We start from the raw sequence: 20956 nt of genomic DNA, 5'->3' as shown, positions 1-20956 counted from the left end.
CGTCGTAGGGTCAGGCGCCGAATCCGCCCTTTCCGCCGGAACCTCCGGTCCCGCCGATGACGGCTCCTTGCCCGGTGGGTGGCTTGCCGAGTTCGCCGAAGAGGCCTGGGCCGCCGGGAACGAGCAATCCCTCGATATATCTGCCCCCGCCGTTGCCGCCGGTCCCACCGCCGCCGCCATCGCCGCCGGGTCCACCGAACGGGCCGACGGCGCCGCCCCCGCCGCTCCCGCCGGCGCCGCCGGTACCACCGTCACCGCCACCGCCGTTGCCGTCGCCACCGCCGCCGCCGGTGCCGCCGGAACCGCCGTTGCTGCCAAACGCCGTGATGTTGGCGCCGCCGCCGGTGCCGCCGATACCGCCCGTACCGCCCTTGCCCCCTTCGCCGACGTCGCCGAAGCCGCCGGTGCCGCCGTTGCCGCCCCGGCCGCCAACGGCATCGCCGGTACCGGCTTCTCCGCCGGTGCCGCCGGTGCCACCGTTGCCGCCGGTGGCGCCGGTGCCGCCGTTGCCGCCCCGGCCACCTAAACCGGGGGTGGGGTTGAAGAGGTCACCAGCGGCGCCATTTCCACCGTTGCCGCCGAGGCCACCAGCACCTTGGGCGCCGGTCGCGCCGTTGCCACCAGCTGTGGACCCGGCACCGCCGGTCCCACCGGTACCGCCGGCGCCGCCGGTCCCACCCCAGCCGCCGGCACCGCCACTGCCGGCCTGCGGCGAACCGATCGTGGGAACGGCGCCGTTACCGCCATTGCCACCTGTGCCGCCGGTGCCGCCCGTGCCGCCGGTGCCGCCGGCGCCGCCGATCCCTTGAATCCCGGCCTTACCAGCTACTGCCGTCCCGCCGGCACCGCCGGTGCCGCCGTTGCCACCGGTGCCACCTTGGCTGCCGATGCCGCCATTGACGCCGTTTCCGCCGTTGCCTTCGCTAGGCGACGACCCGTTATTGCCGGTAGTGCCCGTTGTGCCGGTGCCGCCGGTACCCCCGGTGCCTCCGCTTCCGCCCATCCCGCCGTCGCCGGCCCACGAACCACCCTTGCCGCCGACGCCGCCGGTGCCGCCGAGGCCGCCCTGCGCGTTGGCCGCGCCGGTGCCGCCGGTGCCTCCGGTGCCGCCCATACCGCCGTTGCCGACCAACCCGCCGTTGCCGCCGTTGCCGCCGGTCGCCCCCGTGCCGCCGGTGGCAATGGAGTCACCACCTCTGCCGCCGGCACCCCCATTTCCCCCGCTCAATGCTGATCCACCGCTCAGGCCGTCCGCGCCTTTGGTGGACCCGGCACCACCGAGTCCGCCGGCCCCGGCCGCGCCGGGATCTCCACCGTCGCCGCCTTTGCCGCCGACACCACCGAGTAATCCGTCGCCGCCTCGGCCGCCGTCACCGCCGGCCGCTCCCGTGCCGCCTTTACCACCGGCACCGCCGGCGCCCTGAACGCCTGCCTGGCCTGCCGTTGCGGCGCCGCCATCACCGCCCCTGCCGCCGTTACCGCCGGCCCCGCCGGCGCCGCCGTCCTGACCGTCACCACCGGCCTGACCGAAGCCGCCGTCTCCGCCGCTACTGCCCGCGGTACCGCTTTGGCCATCGCCGCCGGCGCCGCCCGCTCCGCCCGCTCCGCCGTTGCCGGCCTGCGCTCCGCCCGAGCCACCCGCTCCGCCCGCACCGCCCGCACTGCCGGTCGCGCCCGCCTGACCCGTGCCGATGATAATGCTGTTCCCGGGGGCGCCGTTGGCACCGTTGCCGCCGGCACCCCCGTTACCGACGAGGCCACCGTTGCCGCCGTTGCCGCCGTCCCCACCGCCCTGGCCCGAGAATAAGCCCGGCTGCCCAGCCCCACCCTTACCGCCGTTCCCACCGCTGGTGGGGGTGTCGCCGGCCAGTCCTGTCGCCCCCGCTTTAGCGCCTTGGCCGCCGACTCCACCGGCTCCGCCCGAGCCGGGGTCCCCTCCGTTGCCGCCGTTGCCGCCCTTTCCGCCGAAATTGGGCGACTGGGAGCCGTTGCCGCCGTCACCGGGAGCGCCGCCGGATCCACCCGCTCCTCCGGCGCCGCCCAGGCCGGTGTTGCCTGCCTGGCCGAACAGGCCGCCAGCGCCGCCGGCCCCGGCATTACCGCCGGCCCCTCCCGCGCCACCGGCCCCGCCGTCGCCACCGTCACCGCCCGACAAGCCAGAGAACGCGGCAGGGTCCAGGCCCATGGCGCCGGCACCAGCGGCACCACCCGCGCCGCCCAAACCACCGGCACCGCCCACTCCGCCCCTGCCGAATACCAGCCCGCCGCTACCGCCCACACCGCCGTCGCCACCGGCCCCGCCGGCGCCACCGTCGGTACCGGATTGACCGGCGACGGTCGCTGACACGCCGGCAGCACCAGCGAAACCGTTGCCGCCCGCTCCGCCGAACCCGCCGGCACCGATCAGGCCCGCGGCGCCGCCCCTGCCGCCACTCCCGCCTGCCTCGCCAGTCGCAAAGCCTGCTCCGCCGGCACCACCGTCGCCGCCGTCACCGATCAGCCAGCCGCCGCGTCCCCCGGTCCCGCCGGCGGCGGCGCCACCGGAGCCCCCGGCGCCGCCGTTGCCGCCATTACCAACCAACCAGGACTGACCGCCTTGCCCTCCGACCCCGCCCGCTGTGCCGCCACCGCCACCGTCGCCGCCGTTGCCGAACAGCCATCCACCCACACCGCCTGCGCCGCCCGTCGCCGTCGCGCCGCCGCCACCACCGGCGCCCCCGTTACCCAGCAGCCAGGCCCGGCCACCCAGCCCGCCGGCACCGCCGGCCGTCCCGCCGACGCCCCCAATGCCGCCGTTGCCGAGCAACCACCCGCCTGCGCCACCCGGGCCACCGGCCGCACCCGCGCCACCGGTGCCACCTTTGCCGCCGGCCCCGATCAGGCCAGCCGCGCCGCCGGCGCCGCCCGCCACCCCTGGATTTGTACCGGCCATGCCGTTGCCACCGTTGCCGTACAACAACCCGCCGGCTGCACCGGCCTGTCCTGGCAAAGTTCCGTCGGCGCCGTCGCCGATCAGGGGACGGCCCAGCAGTGCCCGCGTCTGCGCGTTCACCGCGGTCAGTAGCTGTTGCTGGACATTTGCCAGTTCGGTCTGGGCATAGGCGTTCGCTGCGGCGTTTACCGATTGCGTGAATTGCTCCTGCAGCACAGCCACCCGGTTGCTCAATTGCTGATACTCGGTGGCATGAGTGGCGAACAAAGCGGCAATTGCCGTCGACACGTCATCAGCGGCAGCCGGCAATAGCGAGATGGTCGGTATGGCCGCAGCGGTACTTGCCGTGCTGACCGTATACCCGATGCGGGCGAGATCCGTTGCAGCAGTTGATAAGTACTGCGGCGCGATAAATACCCATGACACGGCGATCACCTGCAATCCCAGACTGGCGCCGTGCGAAGCGGTTATGTCCACATGGCGGTATCCGAATTTCTCGGAGAAGTAGAAAGGCAGTCTAAGCGTCCGATCTGAGACCGGCAGGATTTCAAATTAACGACATAGAATTCACCGGTACCGGCAGAAATTTGAATGCAATTATGGCCGCAAGTAACGCGGCGCGGGGAGTGCCGAGTTAGGGCGGTGTCGGCACCTCGGTGGTGGTGTCGAGAGTCTCGGTCGTCTGCGTTCCAGTCTTCTCGTTGACGTCGGCAGTGGTTTCGGTCGTTGTCTCCGGCGCCCGGCTGGTGGTCGACATGGTGGTCGTGGGGGTTCGGACATCCGAGCCGCCGTCGCCACCGGAGAACAACGCGATCAAGGCGGCGACGATCAACAGCAGCAGTCCCGAGCCCGCGACGGTCGCGATCAACATGGTGCGACTTGCCTTGTCCGGTGCCGACGCTTCAGGCGGTGGTCGGGAGCCGGGCGGTGACTGGGGGCTTGGGGCCAAGTCGGTGTGTACCTCGGCCGGCGGCGGTGGAGGCAGTGCCATGCCGGCACCTCCCAGCGCGGCGCGGGCGGCGTCGGCGAGCTCGGTCACCGTCTGATACCGGGCTTCGGGATCCTTGGCCATGCCGCGCGCAATCACCGCGTCGAAGCCCGGCGGTATGTCGCCGGCGATGGCCGTCGGCCGCGGCGGCGGAGCATAGAGGTGCCCGGAGATCTGCTCCTCGAAGCTGTCCCCGGGATAGGGCCGCGTACCGGTGAGGCACTCGTAGAGGGTGCACGCCAACGCATAGACGTCCGCGCGGGAGTCCGTCGTACCGCTGAAGCGTTCGGGAGCCAAATAGGCCAGCGTTCCCATGGTCAGCCCGGTGCCGGTGAGTGCTGTGTCGGTGGTGGTGCGGGCCAGGCCGAAGTCGATCAGGTAGACGAAGTTGCGGGCGTTGGCGACCAGGATGTTCGACGGCTTGACGTCGCGGTGCACCAGTCCCGCCCGGTGCGCGCTGTCCAGCGCCGCCGCCGCCTGTTCGATGATCGCGACCGTCTGCGCCGGGCTGAGCCGTCCGCCGTTCTCGGCGATGAATCGAGCCAGGTCGCGGCCCTCCACCAGGCGCATGTCGACGTAGAGCCGGCCGTCGATCTCGCCGAAGCTGTGGATCGGCACCACGTGCGGGTCGTTGAGACTCGCCGCCGTGCGTGCCTCGCGGCGGAAGCGGTGCTCGAACTCCTTGTCTTCGGCCAGATTCGGCGGGAGCACCTTGATGGCGACGACACGGTCAGTCTGGGTGTCGTAGGCGCGATAGACCTGCCCCATGCCGCCGCGTCCCAGCAACCCCTGTAGCTGGTACCGACCGAACGAACTTTCGGCCACGAATTTCCTCCCCGTCAGCCGCCGCCCCGGGGTTCCAGGTTAGTCGAGCAAGATCGAGGTGATAGTCACATCGAGGGCGGGTGGGCCGTCCTCACCGCCGCCGGCGACACCGGCCGCTGCGATTTTGTCCAGGGTGGCCAGCCCGTCGTCCTGAATCTTGCCGAAAACCGTGTACTCCGGCGGCAGCGCCGAATCGCGGTAGACCAGAAAGAACTGGCTGCTGTTGGTGTTGGGTCCGGCGTTGGCCATGGCCAGGGTGCCGCGCGGATAGATCACCGGCTCTTTGAGCTTCGGGTCATTGGCGGGGTACTGGTTGGTGGGGTATTCGTTGGCGAACTGGTAGCCAGGGCCGCCGGTTCCATCACCCTTCGGGTCGCCGCACTGCAGCACCGACAGCGACGGTGAGGTGGTCAGCCGGTGGCACTTGGTGTCCTTGAAGAATCCCTGATTGGTCAGGCTGGCGAAACTGTTCACCGTGCACGGTGATTCGTTGTTGGCCAGTAGCAGACCCAGGTTGCCCTGGGTGGTCACCATGCTGACGCTGACCTGCGCAGGCTCGGTGGGTACCTTGCCCGTCCGCGGCGGCTTGACGGGCTTGACGGCCTTGTCCGGTGAGGCGGGGTACTGGCAGTTGGCGCCCAGGTTGGCCGGCGCCTTGAACTGCGGCAACGGCACGGCGTTGCCGAGTTGCACCGGAGGCAGGTTCGGGGCGGACGAGCTGGGCGCGGCGCTGCTCGAGGTGTTCGACGCCGAGGGGTTGCCCTTGTTGTCGTCCTTGCTGACGACGACGGCGACCACCACGGCGGCCACCACCGCCACCGCGGCGCCCGCGCCCCCGGCGATGGTCACGATGCGGCGCCTCTTGGCCTGCTTTGCGCGGCGCTCCAACTGCCGCTCGAGTTTGCGCTTGGCTGTCGCACGTCGCTGCTGATTGGTCGGCACGGCCGATATCTTTCCATGGCCCCGGGGATGGGAAACTGGGACCGTGTTGATCACCGGATTTCCGGCCGGGTTGCTGCAGTGCAATTGCTACGTACTGGCCGAGCGGCCAGGCGCCGACGCCATCATCGTCGACCCCGGCCAGCGTGCGATGGGACAGCTACGACAAATCCTGGACAAGAACCGGTTGACCCCGGCAGCGGTGCTGATCACGCATGGTCACATCGATCACATGTGGTCCGCTCAGAAAGTCTCGGACACTTTCGGCTGCCCCACCTACATCCATCCCGAGGACCGCTTCATGCTCAAGGACCCGATCTACGGCCTGGGACCCCGGGTGGCGCAGGTGTTCGCCGGCGCGTTCTTCCGTGAGCCGAAGCAGGTCGTGGAGCTGGACCGGGACGGCGACAAGATCGATCTCGGCGGCATCTCCGTCAACGTCGACCACACGCCTGGGCACACCCGGGGATCGGTGTGTTTCCGCGTCTTGCAGGCGGCGAAGAACGATGCCGACGTCGTGTTCAGCGGCGACACCCTGTTCGAGCGGTCCATCGGCCGCTCGGACCTGTTCGGCGGTAGCGGCCGGGACCTGCTGCGTTCGATCGTCAACAAACTGTTGGTGCTCGACGACAAGACCGTGGTACTACCCGGACATGGCAACTCCACCACCATCGGCGCCGAACGCCGGTACAACCCGTTCATCGAAGGCCTGAGCCCGTGACGGAATTCGTCGCTCCCAAAGGGGTGCCCGACTACATCCCGCCGGATTCTGCGCAGTTCGTCGCGGTGCGCGATGGGCTGCTCTCGTCGGCACGGCGCGCCGGCTACGGCCACATCGAGTTGCCGATCTTCGAGGACACCGCGCTGTTCGCCCGCGGCGTGGGCGAGTCCACCGACGTGGTGTCCAAGGAGATGTACACGTTCTCCGACCGCGGCGACCGCTCGGTGACGCTCCGGCCCGAGGGAACCGCCGGGGTGGTGCGGGCGGTAATCGAGCACGGACTGGACCGGGGTGCGTTGCCGGTGAAGCTCTGCTACGCGGGCCCGTTCTTCCGGTACGAGCGTCCGCAGGCCGGCCGGTATCGCCAGTTGCAGCAGGTGGGCGTCGAAGCCATCGGGGTCGACGACCCGGCACTGGACGCCGAGGTGATCGCCGTCGCCGACGCCGGATTCCGGTCGTTGGGCCTCGATGGTTTCCGGCTGGAGATCACCTCGCTGGGCGACGACAGTTGCCGTCCGCAGTATCGGGAACTGTTGCAGGAGTTCCTGTTCAAGCTTGATCTTGATGAGCAGACCCGGCAGCGCGCGCGCCTGAACCCGCTGCGCGTGCTCGACGACAAGCGTCCGGAGGTGAAGGCGATGACGGCCGATGCGCCGGTGCTGCTCGATCACCTCTCCGATGCCGCCAAACAGCATTTCGACACCGTGTTGGCCCACCTCGATGCGCTCGGGGTTCGCTACGTCATCAATCCGCGCATGGTCCGTGGCCTGGACTACTACACCAAGACCACCTTCGAGTTCGTCCACGACGGGTTGGGTGCGCAGTCCGGCATCGGGGGCGGCGGACGCTACGACGGCCTGATGAAAGAGCTCGGCGGACAGGACTTGTCGGGCATCGGATTCGGACTTGGGGTGGACCGGACCCTGCTCGCGCTGCGCGCCGAGGGCAAGAGCGTGGGGTCTGCGGCGCGGTGCGAGGTGTTCGGCGTGCCGTTGAGCGAGGCGGCCAAGCTGCGGTTGGCCGTAGTGGGTGCCGCGCTGCGTGCTGCCGGTGCGCGCTTTGACCTGGCCTATGGTGCCCGCGGGCTCAAAGGTGCGATGCGCGCGGCCGACCGCTCGGGCGCGCGGGTGGCATTGGTGGCCGGAGACCGGGATCTGGACGCCGGCACAATGGGCGTGAAGGATCTGGCGTCGGGGGAGCAGGTGTCGGTGCCGATTGATTCTGTTGTGACCGAAGTGCTTTCGCGCTTGCGGTGACGGTCTGCCCGGGTGCCGAGTGCCCGCGCGCTGCCGGCGACACACCGTGCACCCCCTGCATTTGGGCGCCCTCGCGGGAGCAACAGCAGGAGAGACCTCTTGACGCCGTATCGAACTATTGTTCGAATGGAGGCATGCGGTGGGCGGGTCAGGCAGTTGCGGTCAACGGGATCCCCGTCGATGACGGGGCCCTGCCTGGCCTGCAGCGATTAGGGCTGGTCAAGAGCGTGCGGGTGCCGCAGTTCGAGGGTATGACCTTTCACGAGGTGCTGTGCAAGTCAGCGCTGAACAAGGTGCCCAACGCGGCCGCCCTGCCTTTCCGCTACACGGTCAACGGTTACCGCGGCTGCTCACACGCCTGCCGCTACTGCTTCGCCCGCCCGACCCACGAATACCTGGACTTCGACGTCGGCGCCGATTTCGACACCCAGATCGTCGTCAAGACCAACGTTGCCGAGGTGCTGCGGCGCGAACTGCGTCGGCCCTCGTGGCGACGCGAGACCGTCGCACTGGGCACCAACACCGACCCTTACCAACGCGCCGAAGGGCGCTACGCGCTGATGCCCGGCATTCTCACCGCACTCGCGGACTCCGGCACGCCCATGTCCATTCTGACCAAGGGCACCCTGCTGCGCCGTGACCTGCCACTGATAGCCCATGCGGCTCAACAGGTTCCACTGTCGGTGGCGATCTCGTTGGCGGTCGGCGACCCGGCGCTGCACCGGGATGTCGAACCTGGAACGCCCACGCCGCAGGCGCGTCTGGCGCTCATCACCGCAATCCGCGAAGCCAACCTGAACTGCCATGTCATGGTCGCACCGGTGCTGCCGCATCTCACCGATTCGACGGAGCACCTCGACGCATTGCTGGGCCAGATCGCCGCCGCCGGCGCCACCAGCGTCACCGTGTTCGGCTTGCATCTGCGCGGCGCCACCCGCGGCTGGTTCATGTCCTGGCTGGACCAGGCGCATCCGGAGCTCACCGGCCGGTACCGCGACCTCTATCGTCGTAGCGCTTATCTGCCGCCGAGTTACCGCGACATGCTTCGCGAACGCGCCGGGCCGCTGATAGCCAAGTACCGGCTCGGCAGTGATCCTCGACCGTCCGCGCCGGCGGCCGCAGCGGTCGCGGCTCAGCCTTTGCAGCAATCCCTCTTCTAGCCACCGCGCGGTTTGGTCAAGGTGAATTCATCCGCCGCGGTGACCTCGCCGAACGGCCCGTTCACCACGTAGTACGTTGCGCGGATCGACGTATTGCCACCCGGCGCACCGGGGTCTACATCGAACGACACGAATCCGTAAGGGTTTTCGCGGTCGCGGAAGGCCGACCACGGGGCGTCCTCCATGACAAGTATGGACGGCCGGTGTCGAACCGCGGGATCGTAGGCACCAACTCCGGTAATCACCTGGCAGCGCAACTCGGGGAACAGCACTTGATTGCTCGGTGCCGACGTTCCACCACCTCCGATGACGAGATGAACTGTGCCTCGAGTGGTGTCGATGACGTCGCGACGTGTATCGACCGGAATCGGCGTCCTGGTGTCGCTGCCGAGCGTGCCGCGCAACGGGTGCGACCGCTCGTAATGATGCTCGTGCCCGCATAACACCAAATCGACGCGGTACTGATCGAAGAGCGGCAGCCATTGCTCGCGGATGCCCAGGTCTGCACCGTTCTTCCGGGCGGTGGAGATCGCCGTCTGGTGCATACAGATGATCAACCAGTCAACGTCCGGGTCGCGTCGTGCGTCGGCGAGTTCCCTTTCCAGCCAACGCCGTTGCTCTCCGCCCGAATAGCCGTGCACGTACGAGTTGCCCGCGTCCTGCAACGCCACATCGTCGTTGTTGAGGCTGATCACGCGCACCGACCCGGCGGTGAATGAGTACCACAAGCCGTGCAGTTCCGGGCTGGCTCCCGAATCGGGCAACTCGAAGTAAGTCTGGTATGCGCCGTAACCGATTGGTCCATTGCCCAATTCGTTCTCGTGGTTCCCTGCTGCCGGCATCCAGGGCCGGTAACGTGCCGAACGACTGTTGTTGGTGAACCAATTCGACCAGGTGCGGATCCGGTCCTGCGCCAGGTTGGCGTAGCACAGGTCGCCGTTGACAAGATTGAACAGCGGCTCCAGGCGCTCGATCGCAGCCGTGATATCACCGGCCGCGGGCGATCCGATGTGGTCGCTGATGAACCGGCCGTCGATCGATCGGTCCAGCATCGGAGTGGATTGGTCGCCGAAACTGGTGAAGCGCAATGCCTTTCGGCCGAGCGGCGCGGTGGTGATAATTCCTGGTTGCGCATCGGTGCCATCGTGCACTGCGGCGTAGACGTATTGGGTATCCGGTGTCAGACCGGTCAGGCGGGCATGGTAGACGCGAACCTCGTTGTTGGACTTCGCATCCCGATAGGTTCGTGTGGTGGCCGCCACCGTACTGCCGAAGCCCGAAGTGGGTGTGCCGAGCATGACTCGTGGATTGCGGACGGCGTCGATGGTATGCCAGGACACCACCATCTCGGTGCTGGCATTGCGACCGAATTGCAGGTGCAGACCACCGATCGGCGGCGCTCCGGTCCGTGTGGGCTGGTACCAGACGTCGGGGCCGCCACGGTGCAGTCCCGCCAGTGCCGCGCCGCCCACTCCGGCGCCCGCGCCGAGTACGCCGGCCACCGCCCCGGTCGTCAACAGTGCGCGGCGGCTGAAGCCCGGCGGATCGCCGTGTTCCTGAACGTCGCTCATGGGGTGCTTCATACCGGAACCGGGTGAACGTCGGCAGAACGGGGGCGCCGACGTGCCTAGTGGCGGTGCGGCTCCAGCAACGCCGCCTGGCCGGTGGTGGGCGGGTTTGCCGCCAGCCACTCCCGGGTGGCGGCATGTGAACGTTCGATCAGTGTCGCCGCGTGCGAGAAGTCCATCCCGGAGATGGCGACGGGGCACAGCGGGTGGATGACGTGCAATTGGCAGACGGATTCGTAGCGTCCGATGTCGACGCCGAGCCGATGGTTCAATGCGATCGTCATGGCGTGCAGAGCCATGTTGGCCGCTGATCTCGGCGCGGCGGGCAAGTCGCACGAGTACCCGGTCGGCAACACCCACACCCGGTCGGCGCCGAGCGCGACCGCGTGCGATACCGGCGTGTTGTTCACCACACCGCCGTCCATGAGGTCGCGGCCCTCGATGTTGACCGGAGGCAAGATGCCCGGGATGGCGGCGCTGGCAGATATCGCGTCCACCGCATCGCCGGACGACAGCAACACATCGGTGCCCGAGATCACGTCAGTCGCCACCACGTGCAGCGGTATCGGTGCATCCTCGAGTCGGGCGAACTGCAAATTAGCGGCAAGGATGCGCCGCAGACCTGTGTTGGGAACCAGATGCGTGCGGCGCCCGAACATGCCCAGGGCACCAGCGATCGGGTGAGTGGGAAAGACCTGCTGCCGGGTCAGCGACACCCACAGTTCGCCCAGCCCGCGGATACCTGAAGCATCCGCCCGCGAAGCCAGCCAGCCGCCGTTAACGGCCCCCACCGAGGTGCCCACGATGAGGTCAGGCGTTATCCCTTCGTCGAACAGCGCGCGAAGCATGCCCACATGGATCGCGCCCAGGCTGGCACCACCGGACAACACGAACGCTGTGGGCACAGGTAGATGGTAAGGACGTTTGCGCGAAATCGGCAGGTAACGCATCCGGTAGCGTTTCCGATATGACGAACGTGCACACAATGGCAAGTGCGGCGGCCGCGGGAATCCTCGGCGCGGCCTTCGCAGCGGTGGTTCCGAACGCCGTCTCGCACGCGGATCCGACCGGCCATCAGGTGACCTACACCATCACCGCGACCGGCAACCTGACCGGCAACGTCCGCTACATGAACACCGATCCGCCCAGTCAAGGGGCTTTCGACGCCAACTCGTCGCAGTTCTTGACAACGGTGCCGGCCACTTTTGCCGCCGATCAGCCGTTGGTGTACACCGTCAGTCTCGCGAATCCCAACCAATGGGCCTTCGTCAGCGCCAGCGGCGGTTGTCACTGGCCGGACTGCGGGTCGGGAAGTACGCCGGAGTTGCGCTGCGAGATTGCGGTGGACGGGCAGGTAGTCGATACGCGAAGCGCTACCACCGGCGTCACCTGTTCGACGCGGCCCTGGTAGTAGGGCAATCAGCGCCGGCGGGGGAATGCGGTCCCGCCGGCGCCGGCGGCCTCTAGTCGGCCATCTCGCCGGCGAAGTAGCCGACAAACGAGTTCGGCGTGTCTTCTTCGGAGAACAAAACCTCGTACGCCATTGGATGCCACCTTCCGCTCAAATTGGTATTCGGAGTTCCAATGGTGCAGGGCGGGCAACGGCGGCAATAGCCTACAAACGGACAGAATCGGTGTCCCCTGAGCGGGGTACGCCGACGTCCCCCGGTTGGAGCGAAGGATCAGTCCGTGATCTCGTCGACGGTGAACCAGCGCGACGAACGCGGGTCGATCTCTTCGCTGAACAGAATTTCGTGAGACATGTCCCTCCGTTCCTTGCCGCTAATGGGCCGACGCTAACAGCGTTTGGCGCCGTCCGGAGCGAATCTGATCAGTTTCGGGGTCGGGCTGATGTACCGGCCACGAGCCATTCGGCAGACTCCATTTCGCCGAGCAGTGATCGCAGCGCGTCGACACCGACCCGGTGCGCTGCAAAAGACTGCGTCAGGCTCTGGTCGCCGTAATCGAGGGTGAACTCGCCGAGAACGACGTCCCCGTCGTTGTGCAGGATGGTCATCGTCTGCAGCGTTTGGCCGTCCTGGCGTTGGTAGGAACCGGCCGGTCGATGGGCAAACCACCCCGGTGGACGCCACTGGATGACAGCCTTACCGGCCGGCTCGAGGTGGTGGCCAGCGGGCCGTGCCGTAGCTCGAGCCGGGGATAGTTGACGTCGGCTGAACTGGGGACACCCGGTCAATGGCCGGCGCCGGTGATAACGACGACCTCAACCGGCTCGGTGCCCACGGCCCTGAGGCGGTGAGCGACGGAGGAGTCGAAGTAGGCGCTGTCACCGCACGACAATGTGATGATCTGCTCGCCGTAGGTCAATTCGACGGTGCCGGCGTGCACGAACAGGAATTCCTGCCCGGTGTGTTCCGGGTGCGGATCGTCCGCGGCCGATGCGGTGGGCCGAACCACGAAGGGTGACATGGATTTGCCCAGCAGCGTCGTGGCCAGCGCACGGTAGCGGCCGTCCGTCGCGTCGGCTCGGTCGACGGTGATCTGCCGCTCAGCGGCACCATCGGAGAAAAGCCGGCCGACATCGACATCAAGTGCCCGCGCCACCTTGAGGGCCACCGCGATGGACGGCGTGCTGTGGCCGCGCTCAACCTTGGACAGGTAGCTCTTGGTCAGGCCGGTTCGGTCGGCCAGTTGCTCGAGGGTGAGGCCCCGCTGCCTGCGCACAGTACGCAACAAGGCGGTCATCAGCGGCTCTCTTCATGACACAAAGTTTCCAATAGTGCTACTATTGTGTCATACATTCGCGACGAGGGGAGTGGCTGATGTCTAACACTTTCACCCACTCGAAGGGCGAGTTGATGCGTCGCGCCCAGGAACGCCTGGACGCCGAGAACGTCGACGCACAGTTGACCGTTCGGCAGAAAATCGCGCTGACCTGCCGCGTGCTCTTCGACGCCGGTCACGACTCCGGCCTGGCCGGCCAGATCACTGCTCGCGCCGAGCAGCCGGAAACCTATTACACCCAGCGTCTTGGCCTGGGCTTCGACGAGATCGCCGAGGACAATCTGCTGCTGGTCGACGAGGATCTGAACGTCCTCGAAGGATCCGGCATGGCCAACCCGGCCAATCGTTTTCACAGCTGGATCTACCGCGCGCGGCCGGACGTGCAGTGCATTGTGCACACCCACCCCTTCCACGTGGCGGCATTGTCGATGCTGGAAGTGCCGCTGGTCGTCTCCCATATGGACACCACCCCGCTCTACAACGACTGCGCCTTCCTGGCCGACTGGCCGGGGGTCCCGGTTGGAAACGAGGAAGGGGAGATCATCACCGCCGCGCTGGGTGACAAGAAGGCGGCGCTGCTAGCGCACCACGGTCAGGTGGTGGCCGGCGCCAGTGTTGAGGAGGCGTGCTCACTGGCGGTGCTGATCGAGCGTGCCGCGAAGCTGCAACTTGCGGCCATGGCGGCAGGCACCGTCAAAGAATTGCCCCCCGAACTGGCCCGCGAGGCTCATGACTGGACGCTGACGCCCTCGCGCAGCCGAGCGAACTTCGCCTACTATGCCCGCCGCGCGCTGGCCCGTCACCCTGACGCACTGAGCACATTGCCCGCCGACTGATTCGAGGAATCGTGCCCGAAATCCACGGCATCATCGCCTACCCGATCACCCCGTTCACCGCGGATGCGGCCGGTGTCGATACCGACCGGCTGGCTGCGCTCGTCGACCGCCTGGTGTCCGCCGGCGTGCACGCGATAGCCCCGCTGGGCAGCACCGGCGAACTGGCTTACCTGACCGAGGCCGAGGTGCGCGCCGTCGTCGACACCACGATCGCCGCCGTGAACGGCCGGGTGCCGGTGGTGGTGGGAGTGTCCGATCTGACCACGGCCAACACCATTCGGCGCGCTCAGTATGCGCAACAGGCCGGCGCCGACGCGGTGATGATCCTGCCCGTCTCGTACTGGAAGCTCACCGACCGCGAGATCGCGCAGCACTACCGCAGCATCGGCGAATCGATCGGGATTCCGATCATGGCTTACAACAATCCGGCCACCAGCGGTGTGGACATGACCCCCGAACTGCTGGTCACCATGTTCGACGGCATCGACAACCTGACGATGGTGAAAGAGTCCACCGGTGACCTGACCCGGATGCAACGCATCGCCGAACTCAGCGACGGCCGACTGCCCTTCTACAACGGCAGCAATCCCTTGGTGCTTGAGGCATTGACGGCCGGGGCATCCGGATGGTGCACGGCCGCACCGAATCTGCGCGCCCGGCCGTGTATCGACCTGTACGACGCGGTGCGCGCGGGGGATATGGACACGGCGCAGGTCTGCTACGACGATCTCAAGCCGCTCTTGCAGTTCATCGTTGCCGGCGGGCTGCCCACCACGGTGAAGGCCGGTCTGGAGCTACTGGGTTTCCCGGTCGGCGACCCGCGGGCACCGCTGCTGGCTCTCGACGAAAAGGGCCGGGCCGAGTTGCAGGGCCTGCTGTCCGCATCCTGAGCTGTGCTGCCGTAGCGGGCGCTGTCGGTCAGCGTTGTGGAGCTTCACCCCAGATCGTTGGTTTTGAACGTGTCGCACTTGTTGGGTTCGCCGGTCGAGTATCCGACCGTGAACCATTTCTGCCGCTGCGTGGACGAGCCGTGGGTCCACGATTCCGGATTGACGCGTCCGTTCACCTGCTCCTGGATCCGGTCATCGCCCACCGACGCCGCCGCCGACAACGCATCTTGAATGTCCTTGTCGGTCAGCGGCTGCAGGAACGGCGCGCCGGTGCTGTTCTGTTTCACGGTGGACGCGTAGTGCGCCCACACCCCGGCGTAACAGTCGGCCTGCAACTCGGTGCGCACTCCACTGCCGGTGGCGCCCTGCGCCCCCGACTGGGCGCGCCCGAGCACCCCGAGCAGGTTCTGTACGTGGTGCCCGTACTCGTGGGCTACCACGTACTCTTCCGCGAAAGGTCCACCGCTGGAACCGAATTGGGTCACCAGCACCTGGAAGAAGTCGGTGTCGAAGTAGGCCGTCTTGTCCACCGGGCAGTAGAACGGCCCGACATCGCTGCTGGCCGGCCCGCATCCGGTGCTTACCTGGCCGCTGAACAGTCGCAGGCGTGGACGGGTGTATTTCGGCATCAGTTGCTTCCACACGGCGTCCAGCGAGTTGCTGGTGGCGACCACACGGCACTGCACATACTTGTTGGCATCGGCCCCGGTCTTGCACCGGCTGAGGTCGAAACCGGGTGCCACGTCCTGACTGGAGTCCAGCGGTTGCTGGCTGATCACGCCACCGGGATCCACGCCGAGCAGCATGGCCACCACCACGAGCAGCAACCCGCCGATGCCGCCACCGATGGCCATCCGGCCCATCCCGCCGCCGCCCGAGGACGACGCGGAACTGGTGTCGATCTGCATACCCTCGTTGAAGGTCATCGAACGCTCCCCGGAGTTAGAGTTTCACCCGCGCCGACCCAGCCTATCGCTGCTGTGTGGCGGCAAATCGGGTGTCGGTATAAGTGCGCAGGTTGCGCAGGAACCGGCGCAACGCCAGGTTAAGCAGCGGGCCGAACACTGCCATCCCCAGACCGGCACCGCGGGCCGGCTGCTGAGCCATGGTCCAGGTGAGTCGACAGCCGCCCGGAATGACCTCGACCCGGTAGTCCTCGGCGAACGCCGCGACCGCTCTGGTGGAGCATTCATTGAATCGAAACGCCATGTGGCGCAGCGGCTCCCAGGCGATGAACTCTTCGTCGCCGACGATGCCGCCACGCATGTGGACCACCCGCGTGGTGCCGATTCCGCGTGGCTCCGGACTTGTCCAGGTGACCTTGGTGATCACCTTGGCCCAGCGGGGCCAGGATTCGGCGTCGGCCAGCACCTCGAACAGTTGCTCGGGGGTGATTGCGAGATCGACACTGTTGCGAAAGCGGTAGGGCGCAGTCTCGATGAACCCGAGGTCGACGCGCTGGCAGGGATGCATGGGGAAAACATAGCCGGACGACGGCGAGCGCCGACGGCGCGAGTGAGGAGTCCGGCGAATTGAACCTGAGCCGGACGACGGCGAGCGCCGACGGCGCGAGTGAGGAGTCCGGCGAATTGAACCTGAGCCGGACGACGGCGAGCGCCGATGGCGCGAGTGAGGAGTCCGGCGAATTGAACCTGAGCCGGACGACGGCGAGCGCCGATGGCGCGAGTGAGGAGTCCGGCGAATCCCATCTCAGCCGGGGCCGTCGCTGGCCGCCGCGAGCAGGGGCACCAGCACGTCGCTGATCGGGGTGGCCAGCCCGTGCGCACGGGCTTTGCGGATGACCACCCCGTTGCGCAGGTCCCATTCCATTGCGCGGTGCGCTTCCCGGTCGGCCAGGATCGAGGTGCCCATGTCTTCCGGAACCGCTCGGAACGAGTCGACCAGGTGCTCGACCACCTCGTCACCGAGTCGGGCACCCTCGGCCCGCGCCACTGTCAGGCACTCCGCCACATAGCGGCGGCCCAACTCGGCCACGTCGTCCCGCCGGAACATGCCGGACCGCCGTCCGGACAGCGCCATGAACCCGGCCAGCGCGTTGATCAGCAGTTTGCGCCAGTTCACGGTGACGAAGTCGGGGTCGCAGTCCACCCGGCATCCCGCGCCGCGCAACAGTTCGGCGAGCGATTCGGCCGCGGTCCCGGTGGGCACCACCAGCGCGGCTTCCCCCCGTAACCGCACCCACCCGCCCGGCTGGGTCTCCGCCGAGAACCACACGCTGCCGGGTATGACATGTGGGGACCGACAGTGGGGCGCAACCTGTTCGACCTGCTCCACACCGTTCTGCAGAACCGCGACGACGGTGTTCTCGTCGCACAACCGGGCCAGCCAGGCCCGCGCCGCGCCGTTCTGGGTGGCTTTGACCGCGAGGATCAACACGTCCACCGGGCCGCTGACCGTCTCGGGGTCGGTGTGCACCGGGCCTGGCACCGTGATGGGCTCGGCGTCGTCGGGGCGCAGCTCGACGCCTTGAGAATCCGGGCGGGGCCGGTGGCCGCAGAGCAACACCCGGTGGCCGGCCGCGTAGAGCAGCGCGGCGACAGTCGTGCCGACGGCGCCTGGGCCCACTACTGCGATGTTGTTCGAGATGCAGCCAACGTATCGCGTCCGAACCGGCCCACTTAGACTGAGCAGTCATTCTCACCCGTCGTAAAGGAGTATTTGTGCTGCGCAGCCACGCCGCGGGTTCGCTACGGGAAGGCGATGCCGGGCAGCAGGTGACCCTGGCGGGGTGGGTGGCGCGCCGTCGTGACCACGGCGGCGTCATCTTCATCGATCTGCGCGACGCTTCCGGGGTGACCCAGGTGGTGTTCCGTGACGCCCTTGGCGAGGGACAGGCGCTCGGCCACGCGCACCGCTTGCGCTCGGAGTTCTGCATCGCGGTCACCGGTGTCGTCGAGATCCGCCCGGAAGGCAACGCGAACCCCGACATCGCCACCGGTGAGATCGAGGTCAACGCCGGCTCGCTGACCGTGCTCGGCGAGTCGGCGCCGCTGCCGTTCCAGCTCGACGAGCCCGCGGGCGAGGAGTTGCGCCTCAAGTACCGCTACCTGGACTTGCGCCGTGACGGCCCGGCCGCGGCGATTCGGTTGCGCTCCAAGGTCAATGCCGCGGCCCGTGAAGTGCTGGCGCGGCACGACTTCGTCGAGATCGAGACGCCGACGATCACCCGTTCCACGCCGGAAGGCGCGCGCGACTTCCTGGTGCCGGCGCGGCTGCATCCGGGAACGTTCTACGCGCTGCCGCAGAGCCCGCAGCTGTTCAAGCAGCTGTTGATGGTGGCCGGAATGGAGCGGTACTACCAGATCGCGCGCTGCTACCGCGACGAGGATTTCCGCGCCGACCGCCAGCCCGAGTTCACCCAGCTGGACATGGAGCTCAGTTTCGTTGACGTCGAGGACGTCATCGCGGTCTCCGAGGAGATCCTGACCGCCCTGTGGGCATTGATCGGTTACCAGATTCCGACGCCCATCCCGCGGATGACCTATGCCGACGCGATGCGCCGGTTCGGGTCCGACAAACCCGATCTGCGGTTTGGGCTGGAATTGGTCGAATGTGCAGAGTTCTTCAAAGACACCACATTTCGCGTGTTCCAGGCACCCTATGTCGGTGCTGTGGTGATGCCGGGCGGTGCCTCGCAACCGCGCCGCACACTAGACGGCTGGCAGGAGTGGGCCAAGCAGCGCGGCCATCGGGGGCTGGCCTACGTGCTGGTCGGCGAGGACGGAACACTGGGTGGCCCGGTGGCCAAGAACCTGTCCGAGGTCGAACGCGACGGCCTGGCCGCCCATGTCGGCGCTGAGCGGGGGGACTGCATCTTCTTCTCGGCGGGCCCGGTCAAGGGGTCCCGGGCGCTGCTGGGCGCCGCGCGCACGGAGATTGCGCACCGGCTTGGGCTGATCGACCCAGACGCGTGGGCGTTCGTCTGGATCGTCGACCCGCCGTTGTTCGAGCCGGCCGAGGACGCCACCGCCTCGGGTGACGTGGCTGTTGGCGCGGGCGCGTGGACGGCGGTGCACCACGCCTTCACCTCGCCCAAACCGGAGCACGTGGACAGCATCGAAGCCGACCCCGGCGCCGTGCTGGCCGATGCCTACGACATCGTGTGCAACGGCAACGAGATCGGCGGCGGCTCGATTCGTATCCATCGGCGCGACATCCAGGAACGGGTGTTCGCCGTGATGGGGTTGGACCAGGCCGAGGCCGAGCGGAAGTTCGGATTCTTATTGGAAGCGTTCACCTTTGGAGCGCCGCCGCACGGTGGGATCGCCTTCGGCTGGGACCGGATCAACGCGCTGCTGTCCCGCGTCGACTCGATCCGCGAGGTGATCGCCTTCCCCAAGACCGGCGGTGGCGTCGACCCGCTCACCGATGCGCCGGCGCCCATCACGGCCCAGCAGCGCAAGGAGTCGGGAATAGACGCCAAACCCAAGACGGTTCAGGGAGCATGATTCCGCGTACCGATGAGGAGCGCCGCCATGACTGACGGCATGCCGGACGTCGAGATGATCAAGGCCTTCAACGACGGCATCGTCGAGGAATTCCGGACCAACGGTGGCAAGGTCGGCGGTCAGTTCGCCAATGCCGATCTGCTGTTGCTCACCACCACCGGCGCCAAATCCGGCCAGCCCCGCATTTCGCCCCTGGCCTATTTCCGCATCGACGGCAAGCTGATCATCATCGGCTCGTTCGCGGGTGCGCCCGTCAGTCCGGCGTGGGTGCACAATTTGAGGGCGAATCCGGCCGCACGCATCGAGATCGGTACCGACGCTTACGACGTCACCGCGCACGAGTTGGACCGCGCCGAGCGGGACGAGGTCTTCGCCGAGATCGCCGCTGCAGCGCCCGGATTCGCCGAATACCAGGCCAAGACCAGCCGAGTGATTCCGCTGTTCGAGCTGCGGCGCGCCTGAATCGGGCCGGCGGACGCGCGGGGAAGGTGGCTGCATAACACCGCGCGGCCGTGGTGCGGTAAGCAAGCGTCATGAGTGCTGTGCTGCTTGCCAAGATCACCGGAAGCGGCGGCGCCGCGCTGCGGCGGCTGCGTTCGGTGTTGTGGCCGATCACGCAGACCGCAATAGCCGCCGGGCTCGCGTGGTTCGTGGCGCACGAGGTGGTCGGCCATCGTCAGCCGTTCTTCGCGCCCATCGCCGCGGCGGTGTGCCTGTCGGCCAGCGACGTACTGCGCACCCAGCGCGCCGTCCAGATGATCGTCGGGGTCACGTTCGGCATCGGCCTGGGCGCGGCGGTGCAGACGGTGCTGGGCACCGGCCCGATCGCGATCGCCGTAGCGGTGCTGATCTCGCTCAGCGGTGCGGTGCTGATCGGGCACGGCTACATCGCTGCGGGCCTGATGTTCTTCAACCAGATCACCGTCTCTGCGACGCTGGTCATCGCGGTATCTCGCACCGGTGACGTCATCGAGCGCCTGGAAGACACCCTGATCGGCGGTGGCCTGGCCATCGTCTTCGCCGCCCTGCTCTTTCCGGGCAACCCGTTGAAGGTGCTGCGCAACGCCCGCACCGACCTGCTGTCCGCCGTGCGCGACGTCTTCGGGCATACGGCCGCCGTGATCGACGGCACGGCCTCGCCGGGGTGGCAGTTGGCGGACTTCGATCGGGTGAACCAGTTGCAGGGGATGCTCATCCAGGCGCGCATTTCCGCCCGTCAGACCCTGCTGGCGCCGCGGCGGTGGAAGGTGCGCGAGCGGGCGCACACTGCCGAATTGCAGACGGTTCGGGTGGCCGTGCTCGCCGGGTCGGCGCTGCATCTGGCCCGCGTGGTCGCAGCCGCCGACGATGAGCGGCTTCCCGCCGGCCTGCACTCGGCGATCGACGAGCTTGCCGCGGCGACAGCCGCGGCCGACACCGATCCCGCGGCCGCCGCCGCGCATGCGTCAGCTGCCCGGCGCAGCGCTGCGGTGATGGCCTCGGCGCGCGCGACCAGGCCGATGCGGTGCTGGCGGAGGCGGTGGCGACCTGCGTCGACGACGTACTGCAGGTGATCGACCTCGCAGTAGCCGGCAAACTCGAACAGCGGGCCGGTAGTTGAGCCGTCCACCGGCTACCCGGAGCCGGA

Annotated in this window: 18 protein-coding genes and 1 pseudogene; 9 read left to right on the top strand and 10 right to left on the bottom strand. The window is 67.8% G+C overall.

Annotated features, from left to right (window positions below):
- Positions 1-10: 10 nt before the first annotated feature.
- The 3 genes and pseudogenes from AC5Y7D_RS07395 to AC5Y7D_RS07385 all read right to left on the bottom strand — a co-directional run bounded on the left by AC5Y7D_RS07395 (position 11) and on the right by AC5Y7D_RS07385 (position 5687).
- Positions 11-3358 (bottom strand): PE family protein, encoded by a 3348-nt coding sequence (locus AC5Y7D_RS07395; protein WP_499922648.1) that lies wholly within the window; start codon positions 3356-3358, stop codon positions 11-13.
- A gap of 334 nt (positions 3359-3692) precedes the next feature.
- Positions 3693-4745: pseudogene (locus tag AC5Y7D_RS07390) on the bottom strand (serine/threonine-protein kinase); the annotation flags it as partial.
- A gap of 39 nt (positions 4746-4784) precedes the next feature.
- A complete protein-coding gene (locus AC5Y7D_RS07385; RefSeq protein WP_499922646.1) occupies positions 4785-5687 on the bottom strand; it encodes a peptidylprolyl isomerase in 903 nt (300 codons plus the stop codon).
- Between the two features lie 43 nt (positions 5688-5730).
- Between AC5Y7D_RS07385 and AC5Y7D_RS07380 the strand changes: the two genes are divergently transcribed.
- The 3 genes from AC5Y7D_RS07380 to AC5Y7D_RS07370 all read left to right on the top strand — a co-directional run bounded on the left by AC5Y7D_RS07380 (position 5731) and on the right by AC5Y7D_RS07370 (position 8821).
- The gene (locus AC5Y7D_RS07380) at positions 5731-6405 is read left to right on the top strand and encodes an MBL fold metallo-hydrolase (RefSeq protein WP_499922643.1); all 675 of its coding nucleotides are present in this window, start codon (positions 5731-5733) and stop codon (positions 6403-6405) included.
- Complete coding sequence (gene hisS, locus AC5Y7D_RS07375; RefSeq protein ID WP_499922641.1) at positions 6402-7661, top strand: histidine--tRNA ligase; 1260 nt, start codon at positions 6402-6404, stop codon at positions 7659-7661. Before AC5Y7D_RS07380 ends, hisS begins: the two co-directional genes overlap by 4 nt.
- 134 nt (positions 7662-7795) lie before the next feature.
- The gene (locus tag AC5Y7D_RS07370) at positions 7796-8821 is read left to right on the top strand and encodes an Rv2578c family radical SAM protein (protein WP_499922639.1); all 1026 of its coding nucleotides are present in this window, start codon (positions 7796-7798) and stop codon (positions 8819-8821) included.
- Here the strand turns inward: AC5Y7D_RS07370 and AC5Y7D_RS07365 are convergent.
- Positions 8818-10392: a purple acid phosphatase family protein gene (locus AC5Y7D_RS07365; protein ID WP_499922638.1), complete on the bottom strand. Its 1575-nt coding sequence runs from the start codon at positions 10390-10392 to the stop codon at positions 8818-8820. The two genes, AC5Y7D_RS07370 and AC5Y7D_RS07365, sit on opposite strands and share 4 nt — an antisense overlap.
- Before the next feature lie 56 nt (positions 10393-10448).
- Positions 10449-11294: a patatin-like phospholipase family protein gene (locus AC5Y7D_RS07360; protein ID WP_499922636.1), complete on the bottom strand. Its 846-nt coding sequence runs from the start codon at positions 11292-11294 to the stop codon at positions 10449-10451.
- A 62-nt stretch (positions 11295-11356) separates the two neighbouring features.
- Here AC5Y7D_RS07360 and AC5Y7D_RS07355 point away from each other — a divergent pair, with 62 nt between their 5' ends.
- Positions 11357-11800, top strand: coding sequence for an Rv2576c family protein (locus AC5Y7D_RS07355; protein ID WP_499922635.1), 444 nt, complete (start codon positions 11357-11359; stop codon positions 11798-11800).
- 420 nt (positions 11801-12220) lie between these two features.
- Here the strand turns inward: AC5Y7D_RS07355 and AC5Y7D_RS07350 are convergent, their stop codons facing one another.
- Both AC5Y7D_RS07350 and AC5Y7D_RS07345 read right to left on the bottom strand, forming a co-directional pair.
- Positions 12221-12406, bottom strand: a complete 186-nt coding sequence (locus tag AC5Y7D_RS07350) for a hypothetical protein (RefSeq protein WP_499922634.1) — start codon at positions 12404-12406, stop codon at positions 12221-12223.
- A 176-nt stretch (positions 12407-12582) separates the two neighbouring features.
- Positions 12583-13095: a helix-turn-helix domain-containing protein gene (locus AC5Y7D_RS07345; protein WP_499922633.1), complete on the bottom strand. Its 513-nt coding sequence runs from the start codon at positions 13093-13095 to the stop codon at positions 12583-12585.
- 77 nt (positions 13096-13172) lie between these two features.
- Here AC5Y7D_RS07345 and AC5Y7D_RS07340 point away from each other — a divergent pair, with 77 nt between their 5' ends.
- Both AC5Y7D_RS07340 and AC5Y7D_RS07335 read left to right on the top strand, forming a co-directional pair.
- Positions 13173-13970, top strand: a complete 798-nt coding sequence (locus tag AC5Y7D_RS07340; protein WP_499922632.1) for an aldolase — start codon at positions 13173-13175, stop codon at positions 13968-13970.
- A gap of 11 nt (positions 13971-13981) precedes the next feature.
- Entirely contained in the window at positions 13982-14860 is an 879-nt protein-coding gene (locus tag AC5Y7D_RS07335) for a dihydrodipicolinate synthase family protein (protein ID WP_499922631.1), read from the top strand.
- Between the two features lie 44 nt (positions 14861-14904).
- Here the strand turns inward: AC5Y7D_RS07335 and ypfJ are convergent, their stop codons facing one another.
- From ypfJ to AC5Y7D_RS07320, 3 genes are all read right to left on the bottom strand, one after another.
- A complete protein-coding gene (gene ypfJ, locus AC5Y7D_RS07330) occupies positions 14905-15786 on the bottom strand; it encodes a KPN_02809 family neutral zinc metallopeptidase (RefSeq protein ID WP_499922630.1) in 882 nt (293 codons plus the stop codon).
- 43 nt (positions 15787-15829) lie between these two features.
- On the bottom strand, positions 15830-16333 hold the full coding sequence (locus AC5Y7D_RS07325; RefSeq protein ID WP_499922629.1) for an SRPBCC family protein: 504 nt from the start codon (positions 16331-16333) through the stop codon (positions 15830-15832).
- A gap of 237 nt (positions 16334-16570) precedes the next feature.
- The gene (locus tag AC5Y7D_RS07320) at positions 16571-17467 is read right to left on the bottom strand and encodes an oxidoreductase (RefSeq protein WP_499922724.1); all 897 of its coding nucleotides are present in this window, start codon (positions 17465-17467) and stop codon (positions 16571-16573) included.
- Between the two features lie 47 nt (positions 17468-17514).
- Between AC5Y7D_RS07320 and aspS the strand changes: the two genes are divergently transcribed.
- From aspS to AC5Y7D_RS07305, 3 genes are all read left to right on the top strand, one after another.
- Positions 17515-19329 carry an aspartate--tRNA ligase gene (aspS, locus tag AC5Y7D_RS07315; protein ID WP_499922722.1) on the top strand — a complete coding sequence of 605 codons (1815 nt, stop codon included), beginning with the start codon at positions 17515-17517 and terminating at the stop codon, positions 19327-19329.
- Between the two features lie 27 nt (positions 19330-19356).
- On the top strand, positions 19357-19791 hold the full coding sequence (locus tag AC5Y7D_RS07310; RefSeq protein WP_499922628.1) for a nitroreductase family deazaflavin-dependent oxidoreductase: 435 nt from the start codon (positions 19357-19359) through the stop codon (positions 19789-19791).
- A gap of 71 nt (positions 19792-19862) precedes the next feature.
- Positions 19863-20882, top strand: a complete 1020-nt coding sequence (locus tag AC5Y7D_RS07305) for an FUSC family protein (RefSeq protein ID WP_499922627.1) — start codon at positions 19863-19865, stop codon at positions 20880-20882.
- The last annotated feature ends 74 nt before the right edge of the window (positions 20883-20956 follow it).

The organism is Mycobacterium sp. NGS49 (assembly GCF_059812565.1).
This window is presented reverse-complemented; position numbering and strand designations above follow the sequence as displayed.

Excerpts from the sequence above, each read along its gene's own strand:
- AC5Y7D_RS07355 (WP_499922635.1), top strand. The coding sequence starts at position 11,357 with ATGACGAACGTGCACACAATGGCAAGTGCGGCGGCCGCGGGAATCCTC.
- AC5Y7D_RS07340 (WP_499922632.1), top strand. The coding sequence starts at position 13,173 with ATGTCTAACACTTTCACCCACTCGAAGGGCGAGTTGATGCGTCGCGCC.
- AC5Y7D_RS07365 (WP_499922638.1), bottom strand. The coding sequence starts at position 10,392 with ATGAGCGACGTTCAGGAACACGGCGATCCGCCGGGCTTCAGCCGCCGC.
- AC5Y7D_RS07345 (WP_499922633.1), bottom strand. The coding sequence starts at position 13,095 with ATGACCGCCTTGTTGCGTACTGTGCGCAGGCAGCGGGGCCTCACCCTC.
- AC5Y7D_RS07370 (WP_499922639.1), top strand. The coding sequence starts at position 7,796 with ATGCGGTGGGCGGGTCAGGCAGTTGCGGTCAACGGGATCCCCGTCGAT.
- AC5Y7D_RS07310 (WP_499922628.1), top strand. The coding sequence starts at position 19,357 with ATGACTGACGGCATGCCGGACGTCGAGATGATCAAGGCCTTCAACGAC.
- ypfJ (WP_499922630.1), bottom strand. The coding sequence starts at position 15,786 with ATGACCTTCAACGAGGGTATGCAGATCGACACCAGTTCCGCGTCGTCC.
- AC5Y7D_RS07350 (WP_499922634.1), bottom strand. The coding sequence starts at position 12,406 with ATGACCATCCTGCACAACGACGGGGACGTCGTTCTCGGCGAGTTCACC.
- AC5Y7D_RS07325 (WP_499922629.1), bottom strand. The coding sequence starts at position 16,333 with ATGCATCCCTGCCAGCGCGTCGACCTCGGGTTCATCGAGACTGCGCCC.
- AC5Y7D_RS07305 (WP_499922627.1), top strand. The coding sequence starts at position 19,863 with ATGAGTGCTGTGCTGCTTGCCAAGATCACCGGAAGCGGCGGCGCCGCG.